This is a genomic window from Parasphingorhabdus sp. (assembly GCF_039982415.1).
Classification (GTDB): domain Bacteria; phylum Pseudomonadota; class Alphaproteobacteria; order Sphingomonadales; family Sphingomonadaceae; genus Parasphingorhabdus.
In genome coordinates this window covers 321,322-342,939 of the sequence record NZ_JBDWYL010000007.1, presented here as the reverse complement: position 1 = coordinate 342,939, position 21,618 = coordinate 321,322, and the positions used below count along the sequence as shown (strand labels likewise).

The window sequence follows — 21,618 nt, the reverse complement described above, 5'->3', positions numbered from 1 at the left end:
TGATCCATTGTGGGCAATAGCGGTGGTTCCGGCTATTCTGTTTCACGCCGTTGTAACGGGCTTTGCTGCTTACGATTTTGTCCTTGCTATTGAGCATCTTCATCACGCCCGTTCGTCCAGATGCCGCTTTTTCTATGCTTCCGACACGCGCATCTGGTGGCACCGGCTATTGCAGAGCACCTGTCGCCAATGGAGCAGGAAAAAGAGTCTTTGAAATAGTGATGATCAAACTGGTGATCAGATGGATAGAATGTTACAAATTCAATTAGCGATGCGGAAAGCGTTTGCTATATTGAACATCGATCGTTCCGCCTTTTTCAATCGGGACAATCGCGCGGCCAAACCAGATATAGCGTGCTGCGGGATCAGGCAGGCTGTTGTCGTAATTTCCCGCGGTATAAGCCGGATCAAAACCCATCAGATTCAAAGTTGTTGGAAAGAGTTGGCTATGGCTATGCCCACCTTGCCCATTGCTGATGAAACGGCTTTGCTCAGACTCGGGCAAGAAAGCGATAAGCGGGACTGCATATTCTTCTGTAACCGGACGGCCACTGCAATGCGGCGTGACGCCATCCTTGATATATTGGCCATGGTCTGAGGTATAGAAAATCGCAACTTCAGAGCGATCGACACCATTGAGCAGCGTTTTGAAAAAATCTTTCTTGGAATAAGATATGGCTTTTTCATATTGCGCTTGGGTGCTGCTGTTGGCGGGGAGGGCGCCTTCAGGATAATGGTCGCGATATTGGAAATGTACACCGCGCAATAAGGCATAGACAAATTGTTTGTCCTGCGTTTTCAATGCGCTGTTTAAGGTCCGCGCCATTGCAATATCGGTTTCAATTCCCGCTGCTGCATTTTCATATTTATTGATCAGCGCCCGCTCTGGCGGCAGCAATAGATTTTGAGGCGGACCGGATACCTGCCCGTCAATCATATGCGTGCGATAGCCGGCCTTGAGAGCATAGCCCCAAATAGAAGGGGTTTTGCGCAAGTCAGTGGTTGGCTTGATTTTGCGGACATTGACACCGGAGCGCAATGCGACATTGGCCGGGGTACTACAATGTCCCATGGCCGCAGTTTCACCAAAATCGACAAAGTCGAGGTCTGCGATATTGGATGCGATAACATCGAGAAATCCTCGATAGGAAATGCTTTCGTCAACCAGCCAGATGATTTTCTTTATCGTATTTTCGGATTTGGGAATGGCCGTGACCACGGCGCGTTCCGGTGGCGGGGCGGCGGTGAGAATGGTTGCCGTGAAATGATATAAATTGCGTTCAGCCGCCAGCGGATAAAAACCAAATGCTGGCCAAAGCACGGACGGAGCAACCAGCAATGCCGTGGCGATTGTCCCATTGGCTTTGCTGTCAATGGCTCCTGGGCGCCAACTGACTATGGTCGGCCGGATCACGATGCGCGTCGCGACCAGTAGTGTTACCGCCAAGATTAGCTTAGCCAAGGCAAGGATCAACGGAGCGGTAAATTCGCTGGCGGCTTCCCCTGCTTGGCGCGCCTCCATGAAGAGCCAACCGGTCTTGGGTAAATCGAGCGTATCACCGATGACCTGGCCATAAATGCCATTAACACCGGCGGAAAGACTGATCAGGGCAATGAGGATGATAAAGGCTTTGCGCGGTAACAATATCGTTGCGGCGAGCAATACCAGCGCTTGAACAGCAAATGCGGCGAATGCCCAAATGGCGCTGCTATAGTCAAAAGCCGCTGCTCGGTAGAGGATCATGTGGACCAACAACCATTGATTGAGCAACGCGTAGCTGCCGGCAAACAGCAGCAATCCGGCCATAATCCGGATCAAACTGTGGCGGCGGTCTTCGCTGTTGGAAGGGCTGTTTGTCACGCGCGGCTTCTCACATAGAAAGCTGGTAAATCAGTTCTTTAACATGACAGAAAGCCTTTAAGAAACCATGACTGAATGGCTTTATCCCGTTTCATCCAAGGTTTTGCCGGAAATTTCGCTTTTGGCGGCTGATTATCGAAACTGGTCTTCGTTTGGTCGAAAGCCGCTGAGCCACTTGGGATTGCGCGAATATTGTGATGCCGAGGCCTGCGGTAATCCTGATTGGTTACGCGAAGGGATGGCGCCGCAGCTTCACAACGGGGATGGTGCCACATGATGAACGTGGTTCGTAATTTGATATGCTGGGAATTTTGCCCTCCGCATGGGTAAGCTCCTTTTCCTGGCATATTGCCCAGAGCGCTCTACCCCTAAGGTGCGCTTTAATTGCGGCGTTACTGGCATCATCCCTATTCGATTTTTTAAAGGCAGCGGTGTTTATCAACCCGCGATATCGAACAGAAAATTGGTCGGTCGTTTCGCTCTGTGGGTTAGAATAGACGATGGTTTTCTGCTTGTCTTCGAAGCAAATTGGGAGTCAGCCGCGCTCTTGCGCTACCAGATCGCGGACAAATCCAATCAGCCCGGTTTGCCGGGATCGCCGCATCCGTTCGGTCGCCAAAATATTTTGAACTTTGGCAAAACATGCATCAAGATCATCGTTGATCAAGACATAGTCATAGCCGTCCCAATGACTGATTTCGCTGGTCGCACGCTGCATACGACTATCGATAATCTCATTGCTATCAGTTGCGCGACTTTCCAACCGACTGCGTAAAATGGCGAGTGAAGGCGGTAGGATAAAAATGCGCACGACATCTTCGCCCGCCCGTTGATAGAGCTGCTGCGTGCCTTGCCAGTCAATATCAAACAAAACATCCTGGCCATCTTCGAGATTTTTTTGAACCGGAGCAGCGGGCGTCGCGTAGCGGTTTCCAAAAACGGTCGCATATTCAAGAAACGCCTGGTCAGCGACCATTTCCTCAAATTGCTCTCCATTGACGAAATGATAGTCTTTGCCATCTTCTTCACCGGGGCGTTGTGGGCGGGTTGTGACGGAGACTGACATAGCGATCTGATCGTCCGCTGCGAGCAGCATGCGCGCAAGCGTAGATTTGCCAGCGCCGGAAGGTGAAGAAAGGACGAACAAAAGCCCGCGTCGGCTTAATTCATCATGTGGAAGAGAAGAAATATCGTCGGCCATAGCGGCTATTGGCCGAGAAGGATGCGCGTCGTCAAGATGCTAGTCGTGATAACCGGCTGATGTTACAAATGAGATCAACCAACAGACCGGATGACAGCTGGGGAAATTATGGTTATCTAGCGGCAGTAACGGCCATTCGCGGCCCAAGAAGAATCGGACCAAAATTATGATGCAAGGCCGCGTAAGTACGATATTTTTCTCGGTTGGAATAACGATCATGATTGGTTGGTTATTCTATGTCGGAAAAGATATTATTCTGCCGATTGTCACCGCCATTATCCTGTTGCAGATCCTTTATGCAGCCAGCGCAGCTGTCGCGCGCATTCCCGGTCTCGGCCGCTCGCCCATGTGGATGCGCGCAACATTGGCCTTGGTTGGAGTGGTGTTGCTTTTATTTGCTATGACGCGCATGCTTATTGCAAGTTTGCAAACATTGGTCCCGTCCTTGCCAACTTACCAAAGCAATTTGGAAAATCTGTTCGTGGCCTGGTTTCCCGATCCACAAGAATCTGCAGCGGCTGAAGCAGATATGGCCGATATGATGGCTTCACCAAGCCTGATGTTCGATCGTGGCAGCGAGGCGGTGGTGAAGGCGGTAAGCGAGTTTGCGACCAAATTATTGTCTGAATTTGATATTGCAGCGCTCGCGCAATCGGTTTTGTCTTCGCTCACCAGTTTTGGCGGCTTCATTTTTATCACGATACTTTATGCTTCATTCATGTTGAGTGAAATTACCGGATTTCCGACCAAAGTCCGTCGGGCCTTTGGCAGCGCCAATGAGTCCAAAGACACGTTAAACATGATCGCTCGGATCAACCATGATATCGGGAGTTATCTTGCGACCAAGACCCTGATTAACATCATCCTTGCTGTAATTTGCTGGATAATCATGGTGGCCCTAGGGATCGAATATGCTGCGCTTTGGGCGATTATTATCGGACTGCTCAATTATATTCCCTATATTGGATCGATAGTTGGCGTTGCCTTTCCGGCGATGTTCGCGGTTGCTCAGTTTGGAACGCTCACCATACCTTTAATCGCCACTGGGCTAATGACCGCGGCACAGGTGATTATCGGCAATATTGTGGAACCGCGTATGCTCAGCAAATCGGTTAATCTCAGTCCGATGATCGTATTGATTGCTCTGTCCGTATGGAGCAGCCTTTGGGGTATACCGGGGGCTATTTTGGCGGTTCCATTCACGACGATTTTGATGATCGTTCTGGCGGGACGGAAGGGCACCAAGCCGATAGCCGCACTATTGTCCAGTGATGGCCGAACCTAGCATTTAGATATTTGCGGGGTTTAGTTCCGCAACATGTTTGGGTGGGGCCAGGAAAATCGCAGCAATTACTGATAGGCCCAGTAAAATAGTGCCAATGAGAAAGGCGCGATCGTAGCTGCCATATATATCGAAAATATAGCCAGCTCCGGCAGGAGCGGTTGCTACAAATGGCAAAAGTAACGGCGCAAATACGGAGTTAATTTTCGCGAAGCTTTCCGGGCCGAAAAAATTGCTGGTGAGAGCAGGGGCGAGTGCAAAAAAGCCGCCATAGCATAGGCCAAGTATAAAGGCGGCGCTGCCCAGTCCTGCTATCGTGTGGATCTGCCACAACATGATGAAACTCGCCAACATAACAACCATCATGGCTGCCATCAGCCAACGCAGTTCGATCCTGTCGCCTAACCAACCTGCCGGAACGCGGCCTAGTCCGCTGCCGATAATGAAAATGCTGACAATGGAAGCTGTTTCAATTTTGGAAATGCCGATATCCGACAGATATAGGGCACCATGGGTTAGCAAAAATGTTCCAATGCCCAAGTAGCTAATATTGATCATCATAATGAGAAATACCGCTCTGGTGCGAAACACCTGCCGGATCGTCCAGCTATATTCGCTGCGATAGGTGCGCGGAGCAGCGGCTTTTTTTTGAGCGCTATCCTGAACGGCGTTGGGATTGATATTGTCCGCATATTGTCCGATATCTTGCGGTCGGTTTACCACCAGCTGAGTCAATATAAGAGCTAGGATAACGGCGGCCAAACTGACCAACCATCCCGATTGCCAGCTACCAAATATTTCCATCACTTGAATCATTACCGGTTGTGCGAAGAACCCGCCAGCGGCACTGCCGGTCAATATGATACCCAAAACCGTGGCTCTTTTGGCATTGAACCAATTGATGATCACAGTTTGTCCGCACAGAGGGCCAGCCAAGGCATTGGCCATGCCCATCAGCAAACCCCAAATGACGGTCCAATGCCAGATTTCACTGACGACAATTATAGTAAGCGCAAGGCTACTGGCCATGAGCAAAAGTCCAATGGTCAGCGTGAACCGCACGCCTTTCTTTCCAATGAGCCATGCCGTTAGTGGATAGCTAAGGCCCAAGGTCAAAAAACTCAGACTATGGGCAATTGATGCTTCACCGCGATTCCAATTCATCGCTTCGACCATGGCAGGGAAAATCGCAGCATAGGCAAAATAGACAAAGCCAGAAGCGGTAAATTGGATCAGAAAAAACAGAGCAGCATTGTTCCAACCGTAAAATTTCCGGCGCGATTGTGATTCCTCGGGCGTAGGCTGTTGTTCGCTCACTCCGTCGGCTGGTTCTGATGCCAAAGCCTTGTCCTGCTTTTATTGCTTATCTTATCGCTGCTAGCAGCAGATATGACGGATTGGGAAGCGCTTTGTGAAATCACAGCGCAAGACAAGCGTGATTTGTGATCGCTAGGATATTGTGAGATCGGTTGGCCTGGCGAGAGCGCTTAATGACAAAGCCACCAATTGCTAAGCAATCCAGATTTGACTAACGTTTTCGCAAAAGAACAACCAACTGGGTCGCACCAATCATGATAAAATACATATTTCTCGCAGCATTAGGGCTTTCTGCTTGTTTGATAGGAACGTCTGTACAGGCCGCAGGAACAACTTTTAACTGCAACGCGGCGGGAGATATGAGCTCGCATGTTGAATTGGAAATTGTACCGGAAGAAGTGGTTATAGACGGACAATTGCTCCTTCGGGCACATCGTTCTGACGACGATTTTCCTGCAAAAGCCAGTGTCATTCTGTTTGATCCGGATCGCAATCGATCGCTAACGCTAACAATGACCGCTGGTCCGGCCAACGGAAAGACGACCCTGGCTTTGTCGACCAAGATTGGCGGCGTTGTCAGCGAGATTTCTTCTCCCGATTTTTTGGAACATGATGAGCGGCTCACCTATAAAATCTGGGCCAGGCCGAACCAAGAACTGGTGATTCAATTGGGCGATTTTGGTTATATTCTCGCCAATCCGTTTAAGACGGGCTTTGATCTAAAATTGGCTTGTGCTGGATCGGGTTCGTTCCGGATCAAGGCGGCTCACCAGATATTCGATGAGCGACAAGAAATGCTCTTGTCTCAAGTTGATCGCCCTAAACCGAATGCCGGTCCAGTTAAGGTGCCCAAGAATCAGGGGGAAGAGCCGGCCGACGCCCCTATTTTAGGGAGCTGGCACCTGAGCCATGATTCTGGGTTCAAAAGGAATGGGACCGAAACATTCAAAATTTTCAAATATGAGGATAGTCTTGCGACCCGCATGGATGGAAAACTCGTGACAGTCCAATGGGATGGCAATCGGATAAACTTTGAACGCCGCGTACAACTTTACATTCGCGGCCAGACATTTGGGCCGCGACATATTTTCACCTATAGTGGGGAATTGAGCAATGGGCTGTTGTCCGGAGAATATCGCTATAAGGGCACAGAAAAAGTCGATGGACCACAAGCTCCAATGCCGCAATCGGTTGCGGTGGATAATGTGAAATGGTTTGCCCGCCGAAAGAAATCGTCAAGGAATGGCCCATTGAATCTCGATGATATGCAATCCGTTGTGGACAAATTTCGCGGCGAATAAGTTGGTTTTTGCGCAGGTCTGATAAAGGCCATTTTCACCAACCTCACCGTGTTTATCCTTTCTTGATCATTTCCTGGGCAACATATTGCTTATAGAACTATGCGGCTGCATTTCTGATCAATTGCCCTGGCCTGGCTCCGGTGGATTGATCGTAGCGCCGAATTACTTCACCGGATACTATGGTGGCGTCATAGCCCGTGGCCCGCTGATGAAGACGTTTTCCGCCGGCGGGCAGGTCTTGGACGATTTCCGGCAAATGCAGTTTCATCTCCTTGAGATTAATTACATTAATATCGGCCTTGGCGCCCGGTTTGAGGAGACCTCGATCTGCCAGTCCCACTGCCTTTGCCGCTTTGTGCGACAGCATATGGACGGCTTGCGGCAGATCAAATTGCAATTCCCCTGGTTTTTGAACAAATTGCGTAAGCAGATAAGTAGAATAGCTTGCATCACATATTGCGCCATAATGGGCGCCGCCATCGCCAAGGCCGGGGATGCAATGGGGATGACTTAGCATTTCATGGGCACTTTCCAACGTGGCATTTTCATAATTGCCCAGCGCGGCAAGGAACAAGCCCTTGCCATTGGTTTCTAGCAGACGATCATAGGCTATTTCTTGGGGCGTGCAGCCTTTGGCCGCGGCTTGACCGGCCATGCTTTTTTCTTTGGGCGGAGCGTAGTCGGGCGGATCATCAAGCGGGAATAGCCAGTTCCAATCACGGGCTAACGCATTGAACGGATGGCCATGCTCGAAATCTTCAGTGATCAAATCCGCGCGCAATTGCGGATCATGCATGGCCTTAACCTGTTCTGCTAATGAAAGATCGGCAATTTTTGACCAGCTCGGGCATAATATGAACGGGTGTACCGTGAGCTCCAGACCGGCGATGAGGCCGATTGGACGCGGCATGATTTGCGCCGTGGCCTTTCCGCCATTGGCATTGGTTTGATTAATCATATCGAGGACTGATCGCCATCGTGGTGGTCCATCATTGCCAGAAGCCAACGTAAATGTGGCCGGGCGGCCGCTCGATTCAACAACTTTCTCGATGACCTGATATTCTTTGTCCCAACCCACAAATGCATCGAGTACAATTTGAAATGTGCCGCTGCCCGCATCAGCCAAACCGCCGCAAATAGCCTCCAATTCAGCAATATCGGCTTCAAATGTCGGAATGCTTCCGCCTTCAGCGGTTTTATGGATCGACAGGCGAGATGTGGCAAAGCCGAGCGCGCCGGCTTCAATCGCCTCTTTTGATAATTTGCGCATCAGCGCTAAGTCTTCTGCATTTGCCGGCTCTCTGTTCGCGCCGCGCTTTCCCATCGCAAATACCCGCAGAGGAGAATGAGGGAGATAAGCGGCGACATCAATATCGCGCTTTCCTTGGGCGACAATATCGAGATATTCGGGAAATGTTTCCCAATTCCACGGCAATCCATCCGTCATCACAACGCCAGGGATATCTTCGACACCTTCCATGACATTGATCAGCATATCATGATCTTCGGCTCGGCAAGGTGCAAAGCCGACGCCGCAATTGCCCATAATAGCCGTGGTCACGCCGTGCGAGGATGAGGGGCTGAGCTCCTCGGCCCAGATGCATTGCCCATCATAGTGGGTGTGCACATCGACAAAGCCGGGGGTTACGATCCGGTCGGTGGCATCAATTTCTTCCTGACCGCGCCCAGAAACCTCTCCGATTGCTTCAATTTTACCATTACTGATCGCTATATCGCCGAAAATTAAGGCTTCCCCGCTGCCATCTGCAATTGTTCCATTGCGAATGACCAGATCATGTTTGCCGTTCATAATTTTTCTCTCACGCTTGGAACAGACCGCCGATTAAGGAGCCTAGAACAATATAAATGGGCGGCATGCTCGCATAGAGCCAGGGCAGGCGTTTTTCTGACGCTATGTGATGGAACCGCAATCTTGAACCGGCCGCGCGCCAGTCCCGCCATGAACAGAGCGAAATAATAGCTCAGCGATGACACAGCGCTGACGATGGCCACATAAATATTGGGATCCATTCTATTCCTGTCCCTGTCCCTTACATCCAACAGGCACTGTCTAACCCGCCGTCAGCAGATCACCATACTGCATTTGAATAAGATTTGATTTCCCACTTTTGCGCTCGGTGGAAATTTAGCGAGCGATAGCGAGCAGTTTCCGATTGACAGAATTCCAACTGCACCACTAATAGGAATGAGAATCATTCTCATTATCATTACGAGTCGAGGAAACTCTCTATGAAATCTTCTTTGCGCCAGCGGCAATTCGCTCTGGCATCCAGCTTACTGGCACTATGTTTTTCACAGGCTGCATTTGCAGCCGAGACTGCTGATGACGGTTTTGATGACGAAAAGGGCATAACCGTCACGGCCACACGGGCTCCGGTGGCTATCGTCGATGCGCCAGCCACCGTGACGGTGATTGACGGGCAGCGGATTGCCGATGAATTGGCTACAGATGTGCGTGATATTGTTCGGTTTGAGCCAGGTATTACGGTACGGCGTGCCCCCGCTCGCTTTGGCGCCGCTTTGGGCACGACGGGCCGGGCCGGCAATGAAGATTTTAACATTCGCGGAATTGGTGGCAACCGGGTGCTTATCCAGGTGGATGGTATCCGCTCTCCCCAAGGGTTTAGCTTCGGCGCTCAAGATGTTGGTCGCGGCAATGCCACTGATGTTGGTTTAATCAAATCGGTCGAAATATTGAGAGGGCCGGCATCTGCGCTATATGGCAGTGACGGATTATCCGGTGTCGTCAGTTTTACAACCTCGGACCCGGTTGACTTTATCAAAGACGGTAATGCGATTGGTGGATTTGCGCGCGCCCAATTTAGTTCGGCGGATAATGAATTCTCGGAAACCGTTGCTCTTGCCGGGCAGACCGGGAATTTTTCTGCGATGTTGGCTTATTCTCGGCGAGATTTTGAGGAGTTGGACAACAAAGGCGACAATGATGTGGAAGGGGCCGCTCGAACGACGCCTAATCCGCAGGATGGCCAATCCAATGCATTATTGGGCAAGCTAGTCTGGAATAATGGCAATCACCGGGTGCGGATAACTGGAGAATATCTTGAACGGGAAATCTCATCCAACATTCTTTCGGGCTTGGGACCGGTCTTTCTCTTTCCGGGTCCACCAAGCTGGATTGTTGATAGTTTGACCGCAGAAGATAGCACGGAACGCGTTCGGGCTTCGGTTGATTGGACATATAATGCGGATGCGGACGGCTCGGGCTTTTTCGACTATGCCCATGTGGCAGCTTATTGGCAGGATGGTAAAGATGTTCAGTTTGCCGATGAAGATCGTTCTCCAACCGGGGCGACGCCGCGGCCAGATCGCGAACGGCTCAATAGCTTCAACAATCGTGTCTATGGTGTCGCGGCTGATTTTCGTTCCAGTTTTACGACCGGCCCGATCAAGCATGTCATAACTTATGGCGGCGATTATAGCGTTACTCGCCAAGACGGTTTGCGCGATGGAGTAGAACCACCCTTTGCAGAGACTTTTCCGTCTCGCGCCTTTCCGGTAACCGATTTTTCTCTGGGCGGATTGTTTATTGGCAATGCCATGGAATTTGCGGACGGAGCCTTCACTCTTTATCCAGCCCTGCGTTTTGATTTTTATGATCTGGACCCGACGGATGATCCGCTATTGCCAGGCTTTGTTCCCACCGGCCAGGATGGATCCCGCATATCGCCTAAAATTGGCGCGGTCTGGAAATTGGGCGATGTCCGACTATTCGGCAATTATGCACAGGGTTTTCGCGCGCCAACTCCTAGCCAAGTCAATAATTTTTTCGAAAATCTGGTATTTGGCTATACTTCGCTGCCCAACCCAAACCTGGACCCGGAGACCAGTGAGTCTTTGGAAGCGGGAATTCGCTATCAGGCCGATGGAATAACCCTCGGGCTGACGGCATTTTCCGCTCAATATGATGATTTTATCAGTCAGGAAATTGTGTCAGGATCCTTCAGGCCGGGTGATCCTGCCGTTTTCCAATTTGTGAACCTGAACAATGTTGATGTGAAGGGCGTCGAGGCGCGGGCATCCTATAAAGCCGACAATGGCTTCAGAGCCCGTTTCGCAATTGCCTTTGCGGACGGCACGGTTGAAGCCCCCGACACAACGGATTTATCCTTGTCGACAATTGACCCACTAAACGCCATTTTGGGTCTCGGCTATCGTGACCCTGAAGACCGTTTTGGGGGGGAATTAATTCTATCCTATAACGCTCGCAAAGAAGCCAATGAAACCATTGGGACATGTAGCGAAGCCTGTTTCCGGCCGAGTGAATCAGCCATAATTGATGCGACCGCTTTTTATCGGGTTTCTGAGAATTTCACGATCCGCGCGGGCCTGTTCAATGTTACGGACAAAAAATACGCACTGTGGAGCAATGTACGCGGTCTCAATGCGTCTTCCGACATTACCGATGCTTTCACGCAGCCCGGGCGCAATGTGAGCCTTTCTATCAGCGCTAGCTTTTAAAAATTTATAAGGAGATGTTACGATGAAACTCAAATATTATGTTGGTTTTTTGGCTATTGCGATGGTTCCAGCGCCTGCCTGGGCCAACGGCGCGGCGGCTCCAGAAATGGAAGCGGCGCAGCAATCATCCTTTGATGAAGATCGTGCAGACATTCTGGCGATGGCGGGAAATTATAAGGTCCGCTTTGATATGCAGGAATCCACTGTTTGGCAGGAAGGCTATGAAGCCCGAGATCGCAAAATTTCAGGTGGCAATGAAGTGGTGCGTGTGATCGAAGATACCGGCAAGAAGATAATCCTGCAGCATTTGCTGGTTGTCGATATGGGCGATGGCAAAGATTTTATCGTCAAGCATTGGCGTCAGGATTGGGAATATGAACCCGCGCATCTGCTCGTCTATTCTGACCGTCATCGTTGGACCTTAAAAGCCGTGCCAGAGGAGCACCGAAAAGGAAAATGGTCGCAAACCGTTTATCAAGTCGATGACAGTCCGCGATATGCTGGAGTTGGCCGCTGGGAATCCGTAGCCGGCGTCCGACGCTGGAGTTCGAACTGGACATGGCGCCCGCTGGCAAGGCGCGATGCGGTTCGGGATCCGGTTTATGATCGCTATTACGCAATAAACCGGCATTCGCCTGCGCCTGATGGCTGGATTCATTTTCAAGACAACACCAAAATGGGAATGATTGACGGCAAGCTTGTTCCCATCGTTCAGGAATATGTGCTCAACAGCTATACGAAATTTGAGGATTATAACGTTCAGGCGGCCGATGACTACTGGTCTAGAACCAAGGATTATTGGGCCGCAGTGCGTGCGTCTTGGGACAAGGCATTTGCATCGAACCGGGGTGTGTCGATTGAAGAAGAGGCGCAGACTGGCACTGTCATTAGCGGCGAATTGCTGAGCATGGGTACAAAAATAGCCAAGGGCGAAATGAAATCGGGCCCGGCCGTGCAGAAAGCCCAGACACTTATCGCAGATGCGACCAAGTCCGGTGCTGTGCAAACGGCTTTGAATCAAAAGTAAAGGAATCTGAACAGGTGGGTTGTCCGCGCAGGAAACAGAAAGAATAATATTGTTCTGATCATTTTTTGCGTAGCAACTAACCTATACTCTGTTAATGACAGTTTGGATGGCATCGGCTTACAATCTTTGATGGGGTTGCGCTGATCACACCATCCCTTTTTTGCAAGGAGCAATACATGCGTTTTGGTATTATCGGTCTTTTCGTTGCGACGTTGAGTTTAGCCGCTTGTGGCAGCGGCTCGTCAAGCGGCACGGGAGCATCTGAAGGAGACATGTTGGTGGTCTTTTCGTCCCGCCATTATGATTCCGACTATGCACTTTATGATGCTTTTGAGGAAGCAACCGGAGTGGAGGTGCGGACGATTGAAGCAGATGGTGATTTGCTTGTAGAGCGCTTGAAAGCTGATGGCGCGCGCAGTCCTGCGGACGTCATTGTCACGGTGGATGCCGGACGGCTCTGGCGGGCAGAGCAAGAAGAATTGTTTGCGCCTCTGGTGACAGACGAACTGGATGCTGCCGTTCCAGCCGGTATGCGTCATCCTGATGGTTTGTGGTATGGTTTGGCCAAGCGCGCGCGCGTTTTGGTCTATGCACCGGATCGTATAGATGCCTCAAAACTGACCGGATATGAATCCCTCGCCGATCCTGCTTTTAAAGGAAAGGTATGTGTCCGATCTTCTGGCAATATTTACAATATCTCGCTTGTAGCGGCCTTGATCGATCGTTGGGGTGCGGAGAAGGCGCAAAAATGGGCAACTGACGTTGCAGGCAATTTTGCACGTGACCCTTTAGGCGGCGATACTGATCAAATCAAAGCGGTTGCAGCTGGAGAATGTGACGTGGCTTTGGTCAATCACTATTATTTTGCGCGGCTGATGAACGACGAGAAAAACAAAAACCTCGTTGCTGATTTGGAAGTATTTTGGCCCAATGCCGATGCCGGTGTTCATGTGAATGTTTCTGGCGCTGGTGTTGCCAAACATGCACCTAATCCCGAATTGGCGCGGCAATTTATCGAGTTTGCGATGACCGAGCAGCCGCAGCGATTTTTTGCCGAACTGACCAATGAATATCCCGTGGTCGAGTCTGTGGCCTACAAAAATGCAGCTCTGGAAACTTTGGGCGAATTCACAGAAGACCCCATTTCATTAGCCAAATTGGGCGAAAATCAAGCAGAGGCGCAACAGCTTTTTGATCGCGCGGGTTGGCCCTGATTATAGATTATCGGTGTTATGGGGCAAGTTATAGATAGGGCCAGGCGCGGGATTAGCCCCACACCTTTTGGCGTCGCGGCAGCCCTGATCTGTACTTTGCCGGTTTTGGCGCTGATTCCGCTCGGCGTGTCGGGCGGCGGCGCGCATATGGGGCATTTATGGGATACCCAGCTGGGAACCTATGTTCGCAATTCAGCAGGCCTGCTGATCATTACGACCCTGGGCACTTTGCTGCTCGGCGTGCCCACGGCCTGGCTAACATCGCGCTATGCGTTTCCGGGCCGGCGCTTATTGGTGGTCGCATTGCCATTATCCTTGGCCATGCCAAGCTATGTGTCAGGCTATGCCTGGATGTCGATGACGGCCGCGGGGGGACCAGTCTATAGTCTCACCGCTGGATATTTCCCTACGACTAGCGGGCTTTTCGGGGCGGGATTTATTTTTGCCATTTCTTTCTATCCCTATATTTACCTGCTCGCGCGGCAAGCGTTCGAATATAGCGGAACCAACAGCTTTGAAGCAGCACGAACCCTGGGCGCTAGTCCGGTTACGGCCTTTTTCACTGTGTCTTTGCCTCTGGCACGGCCGGCGATTATGGCTGGAACCGCCTTGGTCGCTATGGAAACGCTGGCTGATTATGGCACGGTTGATTTTCTGGGAACGCCAACTTTCACTGTCGGGATTTTACGGTCCTGGATTTCTTTTGGTGATCCACAAGCTGCCGCGCGTTTGGCATTGATATTATTGTTGGTCACATTGGTGATTTTCGGAGGAGAACGTTTGGCCAGGCGCGGCGCTCAAGTTGCAGAATCAGGTGGCCGCAACAAACCGCAACACCGGGTGCCCCTGTCAGGGCGTTGGGCCGGGATAACCATTTTGATCTGCTCGATTCCCGTTGTCTTCGGACTAATTGTGCCCGGCACCCATTTGTTGACCCTCGCGTTGGAAACCCAGCCCGTCAGATCACCCGCCGCGGCTTTTTGGGGAACCATGACCGTTGCTTCTCTTTCCGCTTTGATCGCCGCTCTCTTGGGATTGGGGGCCGCTTATGCTGCCCGCACTGGGGGATGGTTTGCTAATGCTGCGGTTCGCGCGGCCCATACCGGATATGCTGTCCCAGGCGCCGTAGCAGCGTTAGGCGTGATTGCGTTATTGGCGGCGTCTCAGAATTTTTTGGATATGCTTTCGGGAGCAGCCGCTCCAATGGTCGCCGGCGGCGGGTTAGTTGCTTTGCTATTTGCCTATCAGGCGCGTTTTGCAGCGGCTGCCATTGGCCCATGCGAAAGTGCGTTGGTGCGGATCACGCCGTCTATGGATCAAGCGGCTCGCTCCTTGGGGGCCAGTCCGTGGGCAGTAATCGGGCGTATTCATTTTCCTCTTGCCTTTAGCGGTATTGCCACAGCCGCTTTGTTGGTGTTTGTGGAAGTTATGAAAGAACTACCGGCAACCATGATTTTGCGCCCGCTCGATTTCGAAACCTTAGCCGTCAGCGCTCATCATTACGCTTCGGATGAACGGTTAGCGCAGGCGGCTTTGCCATCCTTATTGTTGGTGGTGATCGGGCTCCCAATCATGATGTTGGTGAGCTGGTTAGTCTCGCGACGTGAAACCGAAAACGCTGCGTTATGACAGAAATAGTAGTATCTGCGGAAGGGTTGATAAAATCGCACGGCAAACGCCGAGTGCTTGATAATGTCAACATTGAGCTGGAACGCGGATGTATCACGGCGATTTTGGGACCATCTGGCGCGGGTAAATCCACATTGCTTCGGGTCATTGCAGGGCTGGAAGATGTGGATGATGGGCAAGTCCATGGATCGGGTCAGAAAATGACCGATGGCCATGTCCTTGTTCCACCTGAAAAGCGAAATGTCGGGTTGGTTTTTCAGGATTTTTCATTGTTTCCGCATTTGACGGCTTTGGACAATGTCTTGTTCGGATTGCGCATGGGATCACCATCTGATCGTCGTCAAACTGCCATGGATCGACTTGCTGCAGTGGAGATGGATGACAAGTCTGGAGCTTATCCCCATCGTCTTTCCGGCGGGGAGCAGCAGCGCGTGGCCTTGGCCCGCGCTTTGGCACCGGAACCTGAAATAGTTCTACTCGACGAGGCGTTTTCCGGTTTGGATGCGCGATTGCGTTCGGAACTGCGCGGCATGGCAGTGGCTGAACTGAAAAAATCCGGTGCCGCGGTATTGGTGGTCACCCATGATACCGAGGAAGCCTTGTTCATGGCGGATAAGTTGGTACTGATGGTTGATGGGGCTATCATTCAATCTGGCGCACCATCGCAATTATACCTGAAGCCCAATTCTGTTTCTGCGGCGCGCTTATTGGGACCGGTGAATATTTGGCGCGGTCCAATATCGAACGGAAAAATGAACAGCGCTTTTGGATTGATTGTTTCTGAACGCGAAGCCGATATTGCAGAAGCCACTGCAATGGTGCGGCCAGAGGGATTGATTGTTGATGCCGATAAACCGGATGGTCAATTTGAAATTGTCGGCAGCAATGCGCTTGGCGCAACAACCGAACTGCAAGTCAAAGCTCCCGATGGTTTGTGCTGGAATGCTAGAATAGCCACCGCAACCAGTCCAACTGTTGGTCAAATGGTTCATGTGCGGCTCGATCCCGCATTGACGCATATTGTAGCATAGCGCCGTCAGCCAGAGTGATAAATTTTATCATATAGCTTTTAAATTTGTCCGGACAAATCTAAGGTGACGGTGGGTCACGATTCCCTTACCAATTTGCTACGAGGAGCCAGATAAGATGACACACGCAAATGAGGTGATCCTCAGTCGAGAAATACATGCCAAACCGGTCGCCTCAGACTTTGCGGTACAACCCGTTTCTCTTGCGGATATTAACGATGGTGAAGTGTTGGTGCGGATTATTTATCTCTCTTTGGATCCATATGTCGGGTCGGCGCTGCGCGGACGGCATATGACGCCGCAACCTCAACCCGGTGATGTCGTCCCGGGTTATGGATTGGGGCAGGTCATCGCGTCCAAAGCGGATGGTTTTGCGGTTGGTGACTATGTTGCCGGGGAAACCGGTTGGCGGGACCATGCAATTGTACCGGCGCTTGCCATGCGCAAAGTCGACCCGACCGCGGCTCCTTTGTCGACTCAAATTGGGGCCACGGGCATGCCAGGCCTGACCGCCTATGCCAGTATGAATCATTTGGCCGCGGTTCAGCCCGGCGATCATGTGCTAGTTTCTTCTGCAGCGGGGCCAGTTGGTGGGACTTGCGGTCAAATCGCACGTATTCTTGGGGCTACCAATGTTGTTGGTATTGCTGGGTCTGATGAAAAATGCGCATTGGTACGCGACGAATATGGTTTTGATGCCTGTATCAATTATAAAAATGCGGATTGGAAGGAACAATTAGCTGCAGTTTTGCCCCAAGGCATAAATGTCTATCATGACAATGTTGGGGGAGAATTGCTGGATACGGCCTTGCTCAACCTAGCGGATTACGGCCGGGTGGTCTTGTGCGGCCTTGCATCCCAATATCATGCCGATGAACGCCCAGCCGGTCCAAATCCTGGCATTTTCATAGTCAAAAGAGCCAAGGTTATGGGTTTGGTTGTCTATGATTTTCTAGATGAACAACAAGATGTCACGGCCAAAATTGGTGAGTGGATTGCAGAGGGCAAACTCCACTTTGTCGAAGATCGGGTGACGGGGCTCGATCAAGCCCCTGTCTTGTTTGAAAAATTAATGCTCGGAGAGAATATTGGAAAGGCGATAGTCGCTGTCGCCGCTGAATCGGTCTGAGATATGTTGCGCAGCCAATGGCACGAAAGTGGATCACAGGACGCAAAACGAGCCGGAAGATTGTGAGAGAAAATAATGAAATGTGATTATGTGAATTTGCCTGATGGGCGCCAGGTTCACTATCGCCGCGCTGGCTCCGGACCGGCGATGATTTTACTGCATCCTTCGCCGCAATGCTCTGAAGCCATGGTGCCTGCATTGACTGCTTTTTCACAAGTTTGCAGCTGTTTCGCGCTGGATACGCCTGGCTATGGATTGTCTGATGATATTCCCGAAATGCAACCGGATATGGGTGACTATGCCGATAGTGTCATCGCTACGGCTGATGCCCTGGGGATGGACCAATTTTATCTCTATGGCGCTGCCACCGGCTCCCAGGTCGCGATTGAACTGGGAAAACGTTATCCTTCGCGGATCAAGTTGATGATGCTGGATTCCAACGGCCATGTTCCCGATGACGAACGAGAGCGGTTAATGGACGGGTATTTTCCGGATGTTACACCGCGCCGGGATGGCGGTCATTTATTGACCTATTGGGATATGTGCCGGCATTTATTTGTCGCTTTTCCCTGGCAGTCCGATCGGATTGAAGACCGCCTTGGCATTCCTTTGCCTCCCGTTGAAGTGACCCAGATGATGTTGCTGCGCTACCTCCGCGCCGGAACCCAATATGCTAAAGCCTATCGCCCTGCTTTTCAGACCGAGAAACGGTCTCATATGGACGGCTTGACCGTGCCAGCAACGATTATGCGATGGGAAGCGAGTATTGCCTTGGCGATCACCGATGCGCTCATTAATCTTGGTGTTCCAGAATCCATGGAAGTTTTGCATGCCGGGCCGACCATCGATGAGAGATTTTCTGTTCAAGTGGAAAAGCTTCGTCAAACTATTGCTGATCACGGCGATGCCACTGCCTTTGAACCTATGAAAACAACTGCGCTCGGTTCGGGTTTTGAACGGCGATATTATCCATCGGGTGGGCATCAAATCCATGCTCAAATTCTGTCCGCTGCGCAGGGTAAGCCGATTATATTTCTGCATGATGCATTGCAATCGAGCGATCAAATGCGGGATTTGGCGAAAAAGTTCGCCAACAATCGTCCAGCCATATTGGTTGATTTGCCAGGCCACGGTGCCACGATGATGGCAGTTGATGAACCGTCACTTTCGCTCTCCTCGCTTACCGAGAATTTAGTGCCCGTGATCCGTGCCATTTCTGACGGACCGGTGGATATTGTGGGTGTCGGATTGGGCGCAGCCATTGGCATAAAGTTGGCTGATCATATCACAGTCGATCATCTGCGAATTGTCGATCCCATTGCCTTTACTCCGAGTGAGCAAGCGGCCTTTGCCGAGGCGGGCCTGATAGATATTGCGCCGAAACCCGATGGATCGCATCTGATTTCGGCATGGGCAATGATGGTGGATGATGAATTTTTCTGGCCATGGTTTGACAAAAGTCCAAAGGCCGCGCGATCCGTGGCGCCCAATCTTTCTCCTTCCTATCTGCACGAAAAACTGGTCCGATTGCTGAGAGTGGGGGCTCATTATCCGGCTTTTGCATCTCTACAACATGGTTTGGACTGGCCCGCTTTGCTGCGGTCTGCCGCGACTGATATCGAAATTGTGAGCACAGCGCGCTATCCCTGTCCGGAACGGCTACCTGCATTGGACGCTTAGCGGCAATTATAATCGGGATCGGCTACGATAAAAATAGTTCTGCCGCCGCTTCGATAATCGCAGTCTCGTCGATCCGATATTGGTTATACAAATCAGGAAGATCTCCGGTTTGGCCAAAGCGATCTGTGCCCAAAGGGCTAACCGTGAGGCCATTGACCGCGCCCAGCCATGACAGGGCTGATGGCGATCCATCGAGAATAGTGATCAGTCCCGCGTCTGGTGACAATTGATCAAGCATTTTTTTGGCATGGCAAGGATATAGATCTTGCCCCTGCCAGCGCGCGGCGCGTTGGTCCGACCATCCCCGATGGAGTAAATCTGGAGAGGTGACATTGAGGACGCCCAAACCGGGAATATCCGCAACAAGAGCATCATAGGCCCGCAGAACTTCTGGACCGATTGCGCCGGTAAAAGCAATTGCTGCAGCCGCCCCGGGTGCGGGTTCGCGTAACCAATAGGCCCCTTTGAGCGCATCGGCCTCCCAATGGTCATTGTCGCGCTCAATCTGCGGGATGGACCGGGTGCTGAGCCGTAAATATACCGAGCTGCCATCTTCCTGTTGCATATGGTCAAATGCCCAACGCATCATCACGGCCACCTCATCAGCCCAAACCGGCTCCATATAAACCAGACCTGGCTGTCCCATGCCAACTAAAGGCGTGTTGATCGACTGGTGCGCGCCCCCTTCTGGGCCCAGTGTGAGACCTGATGGCGTCCCGACCAGCAGGAATCGAGAATCTTGATAGCAAGCATAGTTAAGTGCATCGAGCCCGCGTGCGATAAATGGATCATAGACGGTTCCAACCGGCAATAAACGCGTACCAAAATGCGGTGCTGTTAATCCCATAGAAGCCAGCATCAGAAAGAAATTATTCTCGGCAATGCCCAGTTCAATATGCTGTCCAGCGGCATGGGCCGACCATTTCTGAGCAGATGGGATTTTGGCTTGCTGAAAGACGTCCGCCACTTCTTGGCGTCGAAAAAGTCCGCGCTGATTAACAAAAGCGCCGAGATTGGTGGTCTGGGTGACATCCGGGGCGGTGGTGACGATCCGATCGCCAATGGCATCGCCCGATTTGGCGAGGTCGAGTAATATTTTGCCAAAGGCGGCCTGTGTCGATTGGGCATCGCCACTCGGCGTTGCAAAACGTGCCGGGACCGGTATTTGTTCGGCTTTGCTTTCGCCATTTTTCTTGGCCATCGCGCTGTTTTCAACAAAGGCTTTGAGCTGCGCGGCGGCATTGTCACCCAAGCCGCCATAGGCATCCCACTCTGCGCCTTCAGCAATGCCTAAGCTTTTGCGATATCCGTCCATTTGCGTTGGATTCATCATGCCGGAATGATTGTCTTTGTGGCCTGCTAGCGGCAAGCCGAAGCCCTTAACGGTATAGGCAATAAACAAAGTGGGACGGTCATCATCACAGCGATCAAAGGCTTCAGACAAAGTCTCCACACAATGCCCACCCAAATTGGTCATCAGGTTGGCAAGTGCATCATCATCAAAGCTGGATATTAGTTTTTTGACATTGGGTTTTTTGCCGATATCGGCCAGCAAACGTTCCCTCCATGCTGCGCCGCCTTGATAGGTTAGTGCCGCAAAATCGGCATTGGGACAGCTGTCTATCCATTGTTCCAGCGTCTTGCCGCCCGGTTTCTTGAAAGCGGCTTGCTGTCGCTTCCCATATTTTAACGTGACGACCCGCCAACCACAGGTTTCAAATATATCATCAAAGCGCCTGAACATCCTATCCGCTGTGGTGCTGTCGAGCGATTGACGGTTATAATCAACCACCCACCAACAATTACGGATATTATGCTTATAGGCTTCAATGAGACATTCGTAGATATTGCCTTCGTCCAATTCGGCATCGCCCATTAAGGCGATCATCCGGCCGGCTTCATTTTCTTCCATCTGGCCATGCGCGATGAGATAATCCTGCATCAGGCTGGAAAAAGCCGTAATTGCCACACCGAGGCCTACCGAACCCGTCGAGAAGTCAACCGGGATGGTGTCTTTTGTCCGCGATGGATAGCTTTGCACGCCGCCCAGCCCCCGAAACCGATCCAGCTTTTCTCGGGTTTGATTGCCGAGCAAATAATGAATCGCATGCAGGACCGGGCCGGCATGGGGTTTGACGGCGACCTTGTCTTGCGGCCGCAAGGCGTGAAAATAAAGCGCCGCCATAATCGCTGTCATTGATGAACAGCTTGCTTGATGGCCGCCAACCTTGAGACCATCTCGTTTCTCACGAATGTGATTGGCATTGTGCACTGTCCATGACGATAGCCAGCGCAACCGGGATTCGAGCAGTTCCAGCATCTCCATTTCATCGGAAGTTTTGATATTGGTTTTGGTGGTCATGATTCTGGTTATCCCAATAGGTTTAACCACTCTATAGCTTCACCCGATGCGCGATACCATGAGGAGAGCGAGAGTTTGTCCAACCAT

At 51.3% G+C, this 21,618-nt stretch carries 16 protein-coding genes; 10 read left to right on the top strand and 6 right to left on the bottom strand.

All coding sequences use genetic code 11. The features are described from left to right. Positions 1 to 265: 265 nt before the first annotated feature. Positions 266 to 1,861: a sulfatase-like hydrolase/transferase gene (locus ABJU74_RS11470; protein WP_348384349.1), complete on the bottom strand. Its 1,596-nt coding sequence runs from the start codon at positions 1,859 to 1,861 to the stop codon at positions 266 to 268. A gap of 67 nt (positions 1,862 to 1,928) precedes the next feature. Between ABJU74_RS11470 and ABJU74_RS11465 the strand changes: the two genes are divergently transcribed. Next, entirely contained in the window at positions 1,929 to 2,138 is a 210-nt protein-coding gene (locus ABJU74_RS11465) for a hypothetical protein (protein ID WP_348384348.1), read from the top strand. A 258-nt stretch (positions 2,139 to 2,396) separates the two neighbouring features. Here the strand turns inward: ABJU74_RS11465 and gmk are convergent, their stop codons facing one another. Further along, positions 2,397 to 3,062 carry a guanylate kinase gene (gene gmk / locus ABJU74_RS11460; protein ID WP_348384347.1) on the bottom strand — a complete coding sequence of 222 codons (666 nt, stop codon included), beginning with the start codon at positions 3,060 to 3,062 and terminating at the stop codon, positions 2,397 to 2,399. Between the two features lie 166 nt (positions 3,063 to 3,228). On the opposite strand from gmk, the gene ABJU74_RS11455 reads away from it, so the two are divergent. Continuing rightward, positions 3,229 to 4,347, top strand: coding sequence for an AI-2E family transporter (locus ABJU74_RS11455; RefSeq protein ID WP_348384346.1), 1,119 nt, complete (start codon positions 3,229 to 3,231; stop codon positions 4,345 to 4,347). Positions 4,348 to 4,350: 3 nt separating this feature from the next. Here ABJU74_RS11455 and ABJU74_RS11450 read toward each other — a convergent pair whose 3' ends face one another. Next, positions 4,351 to 5,685 (bottom strand): MFS transporter, encoded by a 1,335-nt coding sequence (locus ABJU74_RS11450; protein ID WP_348384345.1) that lies wholly within the window; start codon positions 5,683 to 5,685, stop codon positions 4,351 to 4,353. Positions 5,686 to 6,020: 335 nt separating this feature from the next. On the opposite strand from ABJU74_RS11450, the gene ABJU74_RS11445 reads away from it, so the two are divergent. Further along, positions 6,021 to 6,962: a hypothetical protein gene (locus tag ABJU74_RS11445; protein ID WP_348384344.1), complete on the top strand. Its 942-nt coding sequence runs from the start codon at positions 6,021 to 6,023 to the stop codon at positions 6,960 to 6,962. A 97-nt stretch (positions 6,963 to 7,059) separates the two neighbouring features. On the opposite strand, the gene ABJU74_RS11440 is transcribed toward ABJU74_RS11445, so the two are convergent. Beyond that, the gene (locus tag ABJU74_RS11440) at positions 7,060 to 8,772 is read right to left on the bottom strand and encodes an amidohydrolase family protein (protein WP_348384343.1); all 1,713 of its coding nucleotides are present in this window, start codon (positions 8,770 to 8,772) and stop codon (positions 7,060 to 7,062) included. After that, positions 8,769 to 8,993: a hypothetical protein gene (locus ABJU74_RS11435; RefSeq protein WP_348384342.1), complete on the bottom strand. Its 225-nt coding sequence runs from the start codon at positions 8,991 to 8,993 to the stop codon at positions 8,769 to 8,771. Before ABJU74_RS11435 ends, ABJU74_RS11440 begins: the two co-directional genes overlap by 4 nt. A 219-nt stretch (positions 8,994 to 9,212) precedes the next feature. Here ABJU74_RS11435 and ABJU74_RS11430 point away from each other — a divergent pair, with 219 nt between their 5' ends. The 7 genes from ABJU74_RS11430 to ABJU74_RS11400 all read left to right on the top strand — a co-directional run bounded on the left by ABJU74_RS11430 (position 9,213) and on the right by ABJU74_RS11400 (position 19,169). Continuing rightward, positions 9,213 to 11,462, top strand: coding sequence for a TonB-dependent hemoglobin/transferrin/lactoferrin family receptor (locus tag ABJU74_RS11430; RefSeq protein ID WP_348384341.1), 2,250 nt, complete (start codon positions 9,213 to 9,215; stop codon positions 11,460 to 11,462). A gap of 22 nt (positions 11,463 to 11,484) precedes the next feature. Further along, positions 11,485 to 12,489, top strand: a complete 1,005-nt coding sequence (locus ABJU74_RS11425; RefSeq protein ID WP_348384340.1) for a DUF6607 family protein — start codon at positions 11,485 to 11,487, stop codon at positions 12,487 to 12,489. A 176-nt stretch (positions 12,490 to 12,665) separates the two neighbouring features. Next, a complete protein-coding gene (locus ABJU74_RS11420; protein ID WP_348384339.1) occupies positions 12,666 to 13,703 on the top strand; it encodes an extracellular solute-binding protein in 1,038 nt (345 codons plus the stop codon). An 18-nt stretch (positions 13,704 to 13,721) separates the two neighbouring features. Further along, complete coding sequence (locus ABJU74_RS11415; RefSeq protein ID WP_348384338.1) at positions 13,722 to 15,332, top strand: iron ABC transporter permease; 1,611 nt, start codon at positions 13,722 to 13,724, stop codon at positions 15,330 to 15,332. Continuing rightward, positions 15,329 to 16,363 (top strand): ABC transporter ATP-binding protein, encoded by a 1,035-nt coding sequence (locus ABJU74_RS11410; RefSeq protein ID WP_348384337.1) that lies wholly within the window; start codon positions 15,329 to 15,331, stop codon positions 16,361 to 16,363. The genes ABJU74_RS11415 and ABJU74_RS11410 overlap by 4 nt, the downstream gene beginning before the upstream one ends. 115 nt (positions 16,364 to 16,478) lie before the next feature. Next, on the top strand, positions 16,479 to 17,489 hold the full coding sequence (locus ABJU74_RS11405) for an NADP-dependent oxidoreductase (RefSeq protein WP_348384336.1): 1,011 nt from the start codon (positions 16,479 to 16,481) through the stop codon (positions 17,487 to 17,489). A gap of 75 nt (positions 17,490 to 17,564) precedes the next feature. Further along, positions 17,565 to 19,169 carry an alpha/beta fold hydrolase gene (locus ABJU74_RS11400; protein WP_348384335.1) on the top strand — a complete coding sequence of 535 codons (1,605 nt, stop codon included), beginning with the start codon at positions 17,565 to 17,567 and terminating at the stop codon, positions 19,167 to 19,169. Between the two features lie 22 nt (positions 19,170 to 19,191). Here the strand turns inward: ABJU74_RS11400 and ABJU74_RS11395 are convergent, their stop codons facing one another. Next, positions 19,192 to 21,531, bottom strand: coding sequence for a transketolase (locus ABJU74_RS11395; RefSeq protein ID WP_348384334.1), 2,340 nt, complete (start codon positions 21,529 to 21,531; stop codon positions 19,192 to 19,194). Positions 21,532 to 21,618 lie beyond the last annotated feature (87 nt).